Genomic DNA, 12,328 nt, shown 5'->3' with positions numbered 1-12,328 from the left:
TCAACCTGCAACCTTTCAACTTTCCTCAGCCTTTTAGGCAGCTTCCTTGCTGTCGCGTACCGCAGCAACCGTGCGAACGAGCTTGGCATGCGGCTCGGCAAGGGTACGAACGAACTTCTCGATCGGCGCCTTCATGACACCCATCAGCATGGCAATCGCCTGATCACGCGTCGGCAGCTTGGCCAGGCGTTCGAGCTCGGTTGCACCGTGCAGCTCTCCGCCCACGGCAACCAGCCGGGCAATCAGGTGATCATTTTCCTTGGCGAAGTCCTCGACCAGCCTGGCCGCCGCGCCCGGGTCCTCCATGGAGAACGCGAACAACAGCGGGCCGGTCAGATCATCGGCCATGCATTCGAAGTCGGTACCCTCAACGGCCCGCTTGACCAGCGTGTTCTTGGCAACCTTCAGAAACACACCCTCGCTGCGCGCCTTGCTGCGCAACTCGGTCATGTCTCCGACGGTCAGCCCACGGTACTCGGCAGCAACCGCAGAGTGCGCGATCTTCGCCACTTCGGCGACTTCCGCCACGACTGCCTTCTTCTGCTCAAGTGTGAGCGCCATTGGCTACCTCCGTTGAGTTCGGATCAGCCGGCCTCGTCGACCAACGTCTCCATACCATTCCGGACCTTTCGATCCGGACCCTTGGTGGCCGTTTCCCAACAATCGGGATCGGGCGACACCATCTACGCAGGCGACTCAGACGAGCCATTACCGTTTCCGACCTGCGGTCTTGGACGGGCGCTCCCATTCGGAGCGTACGCCCGGGAGGAGAAACGGTTCAGGTTTCAGGGTTCATGTTTCCGGGCGGGCTTTGGCAATCCTCGCGGGTAGCTCTTGCCTTTCCGAAACCTAGATCCTTGTCACCTGCCAACCATTCCTACTCCAAACTCTTTCCTGAAACCTGAAACCTGAACCCTGAAACCTTTCAGTGTCAAACGCCGAGCGAGCCGGTATCGACGGTCAAGCCCGGGCCCATGGTGGTGGACACGGCGACCTTCTTCAGATACTGACCCTTGGCGGCCGGTGGCTTGGCCTTGACCAGCTCTCCGACCAGCGTCTTGAGGTTGTCGCGCAGCGCGTCGACCTCGAAGTCGGCCTTGCCGATGGTGCTGTGGACAATGCCCGCCTTGTCGGTGCGGTACTGCACCTGGCCGGCCTTGGCATTCTTCACCGCGGTTTCCACATCGGTGGTCACGGTGCCGACCTTGGGGTTGGGCATCAGGCCGCGCGGACCGAGCACCTGACCCAGCCGACCGACCACACGCATGGAATCCGGCGTGGCGATACAGACATCAAAGTCGATCTCGCCGCCCTTGATGGTCTCGGCCAGGTCATCCATGCCGACGATATCGGCACCGGCTTCCTTGGCCTTGTCGGCATTCTCGCCCTGGGCGAACACCGCCACGCGCACGCTCTTGCCCGTGCCGTGCGGCAGCACGATGGCGCCACGAACCACCTGATCCGACTTACGTGGGTCTACACCCAGGCGAATGGCGACATCGACCGATTCGGTGAACTTCACCTTGCTGAGCGACTTGAGCAGGTCCAGTGCTTCGTCAAGGGAGTAGGCCTTGCCGGTTTCGATCTGCTCGCGCATTGCACGAATTCGTTTGCTTCTGGCCATTACTCGACTCCTTCCACGTTGAGACCCATGCTGCGGGCACTTCCAGCAATGGTGCGCACGGCAGCATCCATGTCGGCAGCCGTCAGATCCGGCTCCTTCATTTTCGCGATCTCTTCGAGCTGTTCGCGCGTGACCGTACCCACCTTGCGGGTATTCGGCTCACCACTACCCTTCTGGATCTTGGCTGCCTTGCGCAGCAGCACGGCTGCTGGCGGGGTCTTGGTGACGAAGCTGAAGCTGCGGTCGTTGAACACGGTGATGACCACCGGAATCGGCAGGCCCTGCTCCATTTCCTGCGTCTGGGCGTTGAACGCCTTGCAGAATTCCATGATGTTGACACCATGCTGACCCAGCGCCGGACCGACCGGCGGACTGGGGTTGGCCTGACCGGCAGGCACCTGCAGCTTGATGTAACCGCTGACTTTCTTGGCCATGTCTATATCTCCTCGGGTTCAGGCGCCGGGACATCGAAAGCCCTGAAAACTACTGCGCGTGCATCTGACGGCGTCCGGCGGTGCTCGGAATCCTCATGCACTTCAACGTGCACTGCGGTTCCTGCGCTCCGGCGGCCACCGTCAGATGCCCGCTCGCTACGTTTTCAGAACCCTCGAGAGACCATCGGCTCCCCGTTTGGTTCAGTTTCCGGTTGCTTGCCCGGCTCGTTCCAGATTCCCGAACCGCGCTTTGCGGGTGCGGGTGGTTCCTGTCTTCCCTTCAGCGGGCTTCGGATATCTCCAAGCCGGCTGAAGGAGATCCCGGATCACGCTATCGCGCGTCCGGGATCGAAAAGCTCTAACGCATTCGCGTTAGAGCTTTTCGACCTGTGTGAAGTCCAGTTCCACGGGCGTGGATCGACCGAAGATCGATACCGCCACCCGGAGCCGGCTCTTCTCGTAGTTGATTTCTTCAACCACGCCATTGAAATCGTTGAACGGACCTTCGGTGACTCGCACCATTTCGCCCGGTTCGAACAGCACCTTGGGCCGCGGCTTCTCGGCACCTTCCTGCACACGTTGCAGAATGGCGTCGGCCTCGGCCTTGCTGATCGGTGCCGGACGGTCCTGTCGGCCACCGATAAATCCCAGCACCTTGGGCACATCCTTGACCAGATGCCAGGTGTCATCGTTCATTTCCATCTCCACCAGCACGTAGCCGGGGAAGAACTTGCGCTCGCTGCGGCGCTTCACGCCCTTCTTCATCTCCACCACTTCTTCGGTGGGGACGAGAATCTCGCCGAACATGTCTTCCATGCCGGCACGCCTGATGCGCTCCTCCAGCGACCGCTTGACCGCCTTTTCGAAGCCGGAGTAGGCCTGGACGACAAACCACTGACGGGCCATCACGCGCCTCCGCCGGCGCCAATCAGGCGACGAACGATCCAGCCAAACAGCGTATCCATCAGGAACAGCATGATGGCCACGATAATGGTGATGACCAGAACCATCAGGGTGGTCTGCAACGTTTCATCCCTGGTCGGCCAGACCACCTTGCGGCGCTCCACATCGGTTTCGCGCAGGAATCCGAACATGCCGCGACCGCGAGCCGTCTGACCAACAATCGCCAGGGCGACGCCGACAGCGGCAAGCAGCCCGAGCACACGGAACAGCAACATGACCTCACCGGCAAAGTGAATGAAGCCATACAGACCGGCAGCCAGGACCAGAAGCCCGGCAGCCCAGAGCAGATTGTCGCGCGGTGACGTCTTTTCGGCAGCCATGGATTCGTTCAGTTCAATGGAGTGGCAGGCGAGGAGGGACTCGAACCCCCAACCTGCGGTTTTGGAGACCGCTGCTCTGCCAGTTGAGCTACTCGCCTAAATCTTTTCGAATCATGCGGCCGGTGCGGCTTTCGCGAAGCGAAAGAAGCACCGGCCACATTCCTTCGATTACTCGATAATCTTCGCAACCACGCCGGCACCAACGGTACGGCCGCCTTCGCGAATAGCAAAGCGCAGACCGTCTTCCATGGCAATCGGGGCAATCAGTTCAACCTTCATCTGAACATTGTCGCCCGGCATCACCATCTCCGTGCCTTCAGGCAGCTCCACCGAACCGGTCACGTCCGTGGTCCGGAAGTAGAACTGCGGGCGATAGCCCTTGAAAAACGGCGTGTGACGACCACCTTCGTCCTTGGAAAGCACGTAGACTTCCGCCTCGAACTTGGTGTGCGGAGTGATCGAACCCGGCTTGGCCAGCACCTGGCCACGCTCGACTTCGTCACGCTTGGTGCCGCGCAGCAGCACACCCACGTTGTCACCCGCCTGACCCTGATCCAGCAGCTTGCGGAACATCTCCACACCCGTGCAGGTCGTCTTGGTCGTGTCCTTGATGCCGACAATCTCGATCTCGTCGCCAACATTGATGATGCCGCGCTCGACACGGCCGGTTACCACCGTGCCGCGACCAGAAATCGAGAACACGTCCTCGATCGGCATCAGGAAATCCTTGTCCAGGTCACGCTCTGGCTCCGGAACGTACTCGTCCAGCGCCTCGACCAGCCTCAGAATCGACGGCACGCCAATGTCGCTGTCGTCGCCTTCCAGCGCCTTGAGCGCAGAACCGGTCACGATCGGGGTATCGTCACCCGGGAAGTCATAGTCGCTCAGCAGCTCGCGGACTTCCATCTCGACCAGCTCCAGCAGCTCCTCGTCGTCGACCATGTCGGCCTTGTTCAGGTAAACCAGAATGCACGGAACGCCCACCTGGCGAGCCAGCAGAATGTGCTCGCGCGTCTGCGGCATCGGGCCGTCGGCAGCACTCACCACCAGAATGGCGCCGTCCATCTGCGCTGCACCCGTGATCATGTTCTTCACGTAATCGGCGTGACCCGGGCAGTCCACGTGCGCATAGTGACGGTTGTCCGACTCGTATTCCACGTGCGCCGAAGCAATCGTAATACCGCGCTCGCGCTCTTCCGGCGCATTGTCAATCTGGTCGTAGGCACGGAACTCGCCACCACGCGCTTCCGCACAAACCTTCGTCAGCGCCGCGGTCAGCGTCGTCTTGCCGTGGTCAACGTGACCAATCGTGCCCACGTTCACGTGCGGCTTCGTGCGTTCGAACTTTGCCTTGGACATGAGTCAAACTCCGTTTAACTTTATGTTTAGTCTTCAAAACTGGTGCCCACGACTGGACTTGAACCAGTGACCTCTCCCTTACCAAGGGAGTGCTCTACCGCCTGAGCTACGTGGGCGCGATTTTTTGGAGCGGGTGATCGGAATCGAACCGACATCATCAGCTTGGAAGGCTGAGGTTCTACCATTGAACTACACCCGCCTGGTTCCTTTTGCACCGCCCACTCCGGTCGGTGCGAAAATCTGGTGGAGGGGGCAGGATTCGAACCTGCGAAGGCTAAGCCAGCAGATTTACAGTCTGCCCTCGTTGACCGCTTGAGTACCCCTCCGGCAATTCCGGGCTCACCAGCCTCGATTCCGGCATCATCCCGATGTTTCCAGACGAAGCCCGCAATTCTGACTGAACATCGACCGCAAGTCAACAGTATCGTTTGATTCATTGACCGCTCAGGAGCCCAATCGCCGCAGGTACTGATTCACGACGATCCAGGAACCCAGCAGGCCGAGCGCGCCGCCGCCCAGAACCAGCAGCGCCACCGCTTCCCGAGAGGGCATCTGCAGTTCAAATGTCGTGCCGTAGGTCTCGCCCAGCGCCGCGACCGGCCCGCCCAGCATCAGCACGGCCGCCACAAGAATGACCCAGGCCAGCCCCCCGCCCGCCAGACCGAACCAGAGGCCGGAGTACAGGAACGGCCGCCGAATAAACCCGGCCGTCGCCCCGACCAGCGCCATGACCTCGATTTCTTCGCGCCGATTGTGAATATCCATGCGGATGGTGTTGCCCACCACAAAGGCCACGGCCGCGGCGAACAGCACGGCCAGCACCAGGGTCAGCATCCGGATAACATCGACCATGGCCGCCAGGCGCTCCAGCCACTGCAAGTCCACGATAACGGCATCCACGCCATCTTCCATGTCCAGCCGCTCTGCCAACGCGGGCAGATCCCCGGCCGAAACCGGCGTGATTTCCAGCACCCACGGCAGCGGATTGTCTTCAATGGCTTCGAGCGCCTCGCCCAGCCCCATCTGCCCACTGAGCTCGGCCAGCCCCTCCCCCGGGCTGATCGGATCGACCGCGGCAATCTCCGCCCAGGCGCTGAGACGCGAACTCAGGCGCATGGCAACCGACTCTTCAACCCCTTCATCGAGAAACACCGACAGGGTGTCCAGACGCTCCCAGTCCTGCCCTACGCGCGAGGCGTTGTCCAGAGTCAGCCAAAGCCCGGCCGGCAGGCATAGCGCCACGGCCAGCACCATGACCGTCATGGCCGAGGCAATCGGCTGCCGGACCATGGTGCCCAGTGACGACAGCAGGCTGAAAGCGTGCCGGCGGGCCCAGGCTCTCAACCCGCCCGGCAAGCGCGCTGAACCGGACCCAGCCCCTCTGGTGCTTCCAGAACTCACGCCCCAGCCTCCACACGCACCGGCACATCATCGATCAGCCGTCCATCACGCAACACCAGCACCCGGCGCCGCAACCGGCGGATCAGCTCAAGGTCATGACTGGCAATCAGCACCGTGGTTCCGAGTTCGTTGAGCTGCAGGAAAAACCGCATCAAATCGGCCGACAACTCCGGGTCGAGATTGCCGGTGGGCTCGTCGGCCAGGATCAGCGGCGGCTTGGCCACCAGGGCGCGGGCGATGCCCACGCGCTGCTGCTCGCCGCCCGACAGCATGGGCGGATACATGCGCTCTTTGTCGAGCAGGCCAACCTTGTCAAGCACGGCGCGAACGCGGCGCCGGATCTCCGGGTAGGGCGCCCCGGCAATGACAAGCGGCAACGCCACATTGTCAAACACCCGCCGATCTGTCAGCAGGCGATGATCCTGGAAAATGATGCCGATGCGCCGCCGCAGCGCCGGAATATGCCGACGCGCGGTACGACCGATATTGCGACCCTCGAACAGGACCTGGCCCCGACTCGGACGTTCCAGCAGGGCGATCAGGCGCAGCAATGTCGACTTGCCGGCACCGGAGTGCCCGGTCAGAAAGGCCAGCTCTCCTTTTTCGAGTCGGAAGCTGACTTCCTTTAGGGCCTGAACCCCGCCGGAGTAACGCTTGGCCACGTGTTCGAATACCACCATGACTCAACCTCCCAGCAACTGGCTCATACTCATGATGGGCAGCATGATCGCCAACACGATGTACAGCACGATCAGCCCAACGGTCAGGATCAACATCGGTTGCAACACGGCCAGCAACATGCTGGAGGCCGACTCGAGTTCACGTTCCTGAATATCGGCGGCATGCTCCAGCATCGCGGCCAGCTCGCCGCTGCGCTCACCACCGCTGATCAGGCGCCTGGCCATGGGCGGCAGCCAGCCACGCCCGGCCAGGGACTGACTGAGCGAGACCCCTTCGCGCACTTGCATGGCCGCCTGCCGGACATCTTCACGCACCACCTGGTTGCCGACCACATCGGCGGCCACTCGCAACGCCTCGACCAGCGGCACGGCACTGTTGACCAGAATGGCCAGGGTTCGGGTAAAGGTCGCCGTCTCGCGCGCCCGCACCAGCCGGCCAGCCACCGGCGTGGCCAGCAGCAGCCGGTCCAGCGCGCGACGTGGCCCGGACTGCTTCAATGCCAGGGCAAAAGCAACGGAGAGCAGAAACAGGACCAGCAGGGCCAGCCACCCCCAGTTGGCCACCAGGTCGGACAGACCCAGCAGGCTGCGCGTGACCAGGGGCAATGTCTCGGCCGCCTGCTCGAACACACCGATCACACGTGGCACGACAAAAGCGATCAGCCCCCAGACCACGGCAATGGCCACGACCACCAGCAGAACCGGATAAACCAGCGCCATGCCGAAGCTGCGGCGCATTTCTTCGCGGTTTTCGGCATGGCCTGCCAGGCGTTCGAGCACGGCATCCAGTCGACCCGCGCGCTCACCAGCCGCCACCGCCGCGCTGTAGAGTTCCGGGAAGAGCCGGGGATGCTCGGCCATGCCGGCCGACAGGCTCTGGCCCTCCATTACCCGCGAACGGATCGCGCCCAGCTGGCGTCGCACCTGGGGCTGGTCGGTCTGCTCGACCAGTACCGACAACACTTCCTCCAGCGGCAGCCCGGCTTTGAGCAGGGTCGACATCTGCCTGAGAATCAGCGCCCGCTCGCGGCCGCGGTGCAGAAACCCACCGCCGCCACGCGCTTCACCCTCGACAGCTCGAACTTCCAGGGGAATCAGGCCGCGCTCACGAAGCTGACCGCGGGCGGCGCGTGCCGTATCGGCCTGCACCACTCCCCGGGTGCTGGCGCCGGTGCCGTTGAGTGCCTGGTATTCGTATGCTCCCATCTTGGCTCGCGTTCGCTCGCAGGTTCCAGTCGTCCGTCGGGGACGTGGCCCCGACCTACGCAGCCCTCGTTACTCGCAAGACCTCTTCCAGCGAGGTCGTGCCATGCAGTGCCTTTTGCCAGCCATCCTCCAGGATGCTTGGCGCAAGTTCGCGGGCCAGCTCCTCGAGGGCCTGTTCGCTGGCGCCGTCGTGGATCAGTGTGCGCATGCGGTCGTTGACCGGCACCAGCTCGTAGATGCCAGTTCGTCCGCGATACCCCGTGGCGCCGTCTGGCAGGTCAACGCGCGGACGATACAGTGTTGCCGCATCATCCTGGCTCAAGCCAAGACGCGACAGTTCTTCGGCCGACACCTCGTAGGCTTCGCGATGATCGGGATCGAGTACACGGACCAGGCGCTGGGCCAGCACGCCGATGGTACTGGAGGCCAGCAGGAAGGGCTCGATGCCCATGTCGACCAGCCGGGTTATCGCGCCCACCGCGGTATTGGTGTGCAATGTCGACAGCACCAGGTGGCCGGTCAGGCTGGCCTGCACGGCAATGCGAGCGGTTTCCAGATCGCGAATTTCACCGACCATGACCACGTCCGGGTCCTGCCGCAGGATGGCACGCAGGCCTCGTGCGAAGGTCAGTTCCACCTTCGGGTTGACCTGGGTCTGCCCGATGCCGTCGAGATCGTATTCGATCGGGTCTTCAACCGTCATGATGTTGCGACTGCGGTCGTTGAGTCGCATCAGCGCGGCATACAGCGTGGTTGACTTGCCCGAACCGGTCGGGCCGGTCACCAGCAATATGCCGTGTGGACGCGCCACCAGCGCTTCCATGCGCGACCGGGTGTCTTCATTCATGCCCAGTTCGGCCAGGTCCAGCCGGCCGGCCTGCTTGTCGAGCAGACGCAGCACCACCCGTTCTCCATGACTGGATGGCAGAGTGGACACCCGCACATCCACGGGACGACCGGCTATTCGCAGTCCGATCCGGCCATCCTGGGGGATGCGCTTTTCAGCAATATCCAGACGGGCCATGACCTTGATGCGCGAGACGATCAGGCCGGCCAGGCCACGCGCCGGGCTCATGACTTCCCGCAGCACGCCATCGACCCGGAACCGGATCGACAGGCGATCCTCGAACGGCTCGAGGTGAATATCGGATGCACCTTCACGAATGGCCTGGGTGAGTACGCCGTTGATCAGACGGATGATCGGAGCGTCATCCTCGCTTTCGAGCAGGTCGGCCGGCTCGGGCAGATCCTCGGCCAGCCGCGCCAGGTCGAGGTCATCACCCAGGTCCTCGGCCACCTGGCGGGCCGTCGCATCACCCGACTCGTAGAGGCTGACCACCAGTTTCTCGAACTCCGCCTCGGCCAGCCGCTCCACGGCCACCGGGCCATCGAGTCGCCGTCGCACTTCCTGCAGGGCGCTGACGTCTACGGGCTCGCGCACGGCCAGGCGAACCCGTCCGTCGCCATCGCGCCCGGCGACCGTCACACCACGGCGACGCGCAAACGCATAGGCCGGCCGAAACTCACTGCTCATCAGGTGGCGTGCGCGCTGGCGGTGTCTGCAGAAAATCATCCAGCTCGGGCAGCAGGGGCATCTGCGCACGAGGCGTCATGCCCCGGGGCCCATCGCGCTGCTCGAGTTGAACATCCCGAATCCGCGTGTACTTCGAACGCGTGACATCGCGCATCAGGTCGTCATCACGCAGGATTCGGGGCCGGATGAACACCATCAGATTGCGCTTGACGTTGGTCGAGGTGCGATACTTGAACAACTCGCCGAGCAACGGTATGCGGCTCAGGCCGGGTACGGCTTCCTCCCCCTCCTGGAGGTCATCGCTCATCAGTCCGCCAAGCACCAGAATGTCGCCATCGGGCACCATCACCCGCGTCGAAATGGTGCGCTTGTTGGTAATCAGGTCCACGGCACCGGATGAAGGTGCCAGCGTCGACACTTCCTGCCCGATATTGAGCACGATCATGTCGCCCTCGTTGATGTGCGGAGTGACATTGAGCTTGATGCCGATCTCTTCGCGGTTGATGGTCTGGAAGGGATTGACCTGACCTTCTCCCGTCGCCACACCGGTCTGCGAAAAACTGCCCGACAGGAAGGGCACTTCCTGGCCCACGTTGATGCTGGCCTCGTGATTGTCCAGGGTGACGATCGATGGCGTGGACAACACGTTGGTGTTGGAGTCGCTGGCCAGCGCCCGCGCCAACCCGCCGATCTCAAGCACCTCGACGCCCAGCAGGTTGGAACGGCCACGCACGTAGCCGAGATTCATGCCGCGGCCGGGCAGGACGGCGCCGTCGTTCTCGCCGGCCAGGCCAGCGCTGAGGTTGAGCAGATTGCGCCCGCCGCTCTCGAAGTTGGTGCCGCCAAAGAATCCGCGTTCACCGGACTCGAAAAACTGCCACTGAATTCCCAGTTCGCGACTGGTATCCACCGCCACTTCGGCGATGATGGCCTCGACCAGCACCTGGGCCCGGCGCACGTCGAGCTGATTGACCACCGACTGAATGGAGCGATAGACCGACGGCGATGCGGTCACGACCAGCGCATTGGTTTCCTCGTGGGCCTGAATGCGAACACGCTGCCCGTCCTCGGCATCCAGATCGAGTATGCCCTCCAGCACGGGCACCAGCGTGTCGGCCGTCGCATAACGCAGGTAGATCACCTGGGTGCTGCCTTCGGTTTCCAGCGGCGTATCAAGATGACTGACCAGCGTTCTCAGGCGCAGCCGACGGCTGGGATCGCCGGTGAGAATGACAGTGTTGGTGCGCTCATCGGCAACGGCGGCATCTCCACCGGCGGCATCGGGATAGATCTGGTTGACCAGGCGGACGATCTCATCGGCATCGGCGTGATTGAGGGCGATGACCTCGATGTCATGATCGGTGGCTGCATCAAGGCGGCGCACAATCGTCTCGACCCGGCGGATATTGGCCGAGCGATCACTGATGATCAGGGAATTGGAAGGCTCGTGGTAGGCCATGTAGGCCGACTGTGGCAGCAACTGACGCAGGAGCGACGACACCTCGGAGGCACGCACATGCTCGAGCTGAATGATCCGGGTGACGGGATTATCTCCGCCCGCACGCATGTCATCGACCGGCACCTGGCCGTCCTGGCGGGCATTGACATCGGGAATGATGCGCACAGTGCGGTCATCCACCACCGCGGTATAGCCATGCACCCGGAGGATGGACTGGAACACCTCCCAGACCTCCTCGGATGACAGGGACTGATTCGATATCACCGTCACCCGGCCCGATACCTGGGGATCGACGATGATGTTGCGGCCCGTCATGTCGGCCACCGCAGTGATCAGCGCACGGATGTCGGCATCCTTGAAATTGAGCACATGCTCGTCGTCATCCGCGGCCAGAAGCGGCGCTGTCATCAATGCTAGGACCAGCACAAGGCGTTGAATCATGTTCACTCCAGGGATTGGAGAATGTCTTCCAAGTCAGGACGCAACGTCATCTCGCGTCCCTGGCGATTGATGGTAATGGCCACCTCACCGCGCCGCATGATATCGGCAAACAGCGCCTGAACGTCATCCTCGGACTCCAGCGGCTGACCATTGACGGCAGTGACCACATCATTGACCTGCAGGCCAAGATCGGCAAACAACCGGGCATCACGCCCGGGACGAACGCGGAAGCCGCCACCCGACACCGGCAGGACATTGATGGCACCGGCCAGTTGCTGCAGGTCCCTGCGCCCTTCCCCGGCAGCGGTTGGCAGGGTCGGGATATTCATTCCGGACCCCGATTCTCGACCATCCAGGCCGCGAATGCCGGCCAATTGCAAGGGCTGATCGGATGAGGCCGCGGTTCGTGAGGCCGAAGTGCCGCCGGCCGGCAATTGTGCCGTCTCCAGTTCCAGCGATTCCACCTGGCCATCACGTTCGATCAGTACGCGGCGCGCCTCGACCGCCTCGATGCGCGCACCGCCCGACAATTCGTCTCCGACCCGGTACACCTGGTCCTCGCCATCGGCATCGGCGATGACGGCATACCCGCCCTCACCCGCCGCCATCACGCCCTTGAGGCGCAACGAAAGACTGGTTGCAGGAGGCGGCTGGACCATGGCCGGGCGCCGCCCGGTATCGCTGTCTCCGAACAATGCCCAGCGAAACGCTTCGTCGGACGCATCCTGAGGTGCCGCCCGCGGCACCGGCGGCAGTGGTGCCGGCTCGACCTCCGGGCCATCGACAAGCATCCAGCCCAGGCGCACCACTGACCAGACGATCATCAGCGCCAGCAGGGCGGCCAGCGCCAGGGCCAGGCGACCGGACCACGTTGGGGAAATGGGCATGGGCAAAACGCGCGCTGGAA

12 protein-coding genes, 4 tRNA genes and 1 other RNA gene are annotated in these 12,328 nt (G+C 62.8%); 1 reads left to right on the top strand and 16 read right to left on the bottom strand.

Annotated elements, in window-relative coordinates; all coding sequences use genetic code 11:
- Positions 1 to 33: 33 nt before the first annotated feature.
- From rplJ to rplK, 3 genes are all read right to left on the bottom strand, one after another.
- Positions 34 to 561, bottom strand: a complete 528-nt coding sequence (gene rplJ, locus IC757_RS04280) for a 50S ribosomal protein L10 (RefSeq protein ID WP_190976142.1) — start codon at positions 559 to 561, stop codon at positions 34 to 36.
- 370 nt (positions 562 to 931) lie between these two features.
- Complete coding sequence (rplA, locus tag IC757_RS04275; RefSeq protein ID WP_190976141.1) at positions 932 to 1,624, bottom strand: 50S ribosomal protein L1; 693 nt, start codon at positions 1,622 to 1,624, stop codon at positions 932 to 934.
- The gene (rplK, locus tag IC757_RS04270) at positions 1,624 to 2,058 is read right to left on the bottom strand and encodes a 50S ribosomal protein L11 (RefSeq protein ID WP_190976140.1); all 435 of its coding nucleotides are present in this window, start codon (positions 2,056 to 2,058) and stop codon (positions 1,624 to 1,626) included. Before rplK ends, rplA begins: the two co-directional genes overlap by 1 nt.
- Before the next feature lie 95 nt (positions 2,059 to 2,153).
- Between rplK and IC757_RS04265 the strand changes: the two genes are divergently transcribed.
- A non-coding RNA gene (locus IC757_RS04265) (sX9 sRNA) lies at positions 2,154 to 2,230 on the top strand.
- Between the two features lie 200 nt (positions 2,231 to 2,430).
- Here the strand turns inward: IC757_RS04265 and nusG are convergent.
- The 13 genes from nusG to IC757_RS04200 all read right to left on the bottom strand — a co-directional run bounded on the left by nusG (position 2,431) and on the right by IC757_RS04200 (position 12,308).
- The gene (gene nusG / locus IC757_RS04260) at positions 2,431 to 2,964 is read right to left on the bottom strand and encodes a transcription termination/antitermination protein NusG (protein ID WP_190976139.1); all 534 of its coding nucleotides are present in this window, start codon (positions 2,962 to 2,964) and stop codon (positions 2,431 to 2,433) included.
- On the bottom strand, positions 2,964 to 3,341 hold the full coding sequence (secE, locus tag IC757_RS04255) for a preprotein translocase subunit SecE (RefSeq protein WP_190976138.1): 378 nt from the start codon (positions 3,339 to 3,341) through the stop codon (positions 2,964 to 2,966). The genes nusG and secE overlap by 1 nt, the downstream gene beginning before the upstream one ends.
- Positions 3,342 to 3,363: 22 nt before the next feature.
- A tRNA-Trp gene (locus IC757_RS04250) sits at positions 3,364 to 3,439 on the bottom strand.
- Between the two features lie 70 nt (positions 3,440 to 3,509).
- Positions 3,510 to 4,700 (bottom strand): elongation factor Tu, encoded by a 1,191-nt coding sequence (gene tuf / locus IC757_RS04245; protein ID WP_190976137.1) that lies wholly within the window; start codon positions 4,698 to 4,700, stop codon positions 3,510 to 3,512.
- Between the two features lie 40 nt (positions 4,701 to 4,740).
- Positions 4,741 to 4,816 (bottom strand) — tRNA-Thr (locus tag IC757_RS04240).
- 9 nt (positions 4,817 to 4,825) lie between these two features.
- Positions 4,826 to 4,899: transfer RNA gene (locus IC757_RS04235), tRNA-Gly, on the bottom strand.
- 42 nt (positions 4,900 to 4,941) lie between these two features.
- Positions 4,942 to 5,026: transfer RNA gene (locus tag IC757_RS04230), tRNA-Tyr, on the bottom strand.
- Between the two features lie 118 nt (positions 5,027 to 5,144).
- Positions 5,145 to 6,044, bottom strand: a complete 900-nt coding sequence (gene ftsX / locus IC757_RS04225; RefSeq protein ID WP_190976136.1) for a permease-like cell division protein FtsX — start codon at positions 6,042 to 6,044, stop codon at positions 5,145 to 5,147.
- 53 nt (positions 6,045 to 6,097) lie between these two features.
- Positions 6,098 to 6,781 carry a cell division ATP-binding protein FtsE gene (ftsE, locus tag IC757_RS04220; protein ID WP_190976135.1) on the bottom strand — a complete coding sequence of 228 codons (684 nt, stop codon included), beginning with the start codon at positions 6,779 to 6,781 and terminating at the stop codon, positions 6,098 to 6,100.
- 3 nt (positions 6,782 to 6,784) lie between these two features.
- Entirely contained in the window at positions 6,785 to 7,987 is a 1,203-nt protein-coding gene (gene gspF / locus IC757_RS04215; RefSeq protein WP_190976134.1) for a type II secretion system inner membrane protein GspF, read from the bottom strand.
- A 55-nt stretch (positions 7,988 to 8,042) separates the two neighbouring features.
- Complete coding sequence (gene gspE / locus IC757_RS04210) at positions 8,043 to 9,521, bottom strand: type II secretion system ATPase GspE (protein WP_190976133.1); 1,479 nt, start codon at positions 9,519 to 9,521, stop codon at positions 8,043 to 8,045.
- Complete coding sequence (gene gspD, locus IC757_RS04205) at positions 9,511 to 11,421, bottom strand: type II secretion system secretin GspD (protein WP_190976132.1); 1,911 nt, start codon at positions 11,419 to 11,421, stop codon at positions 9,511 to 9,513. The genes gspE and gspD overlap by 11 nt, the downstream gene beginning before the upstream one ends.
- Before the next feature lie 2 nt (positions 11,422 to 11,423).
- Positions 11,424 to 12,308, bottom strand: a complete 885-nt coding sequence (locus tag IC757_RS04200; RefSeq protein ID WP_190976131.1) for a type II secretion system protein N — start codon at positions 12,306 to 12,308, stop codon at positions 11,424 to 11,426.
- Positions 12,309 to 12,328: the final 20 nt, after the last annotated feature.

The organism is Wenzhouxiangella sp. AB-CW3, assembly GCF_014725735.1.
Lineage (GTDB): Bacteria > Pseudomonadota > Gammaproteobacteria > Xanthomonadales > Wenzhouxiangellaceae > Wenzhouxiangella.
The sequence above is the reverse complement of the archived record's forward strand: the minus strand, read 5'-3'. Positions and strand labels throughout refer to the sequence as shown.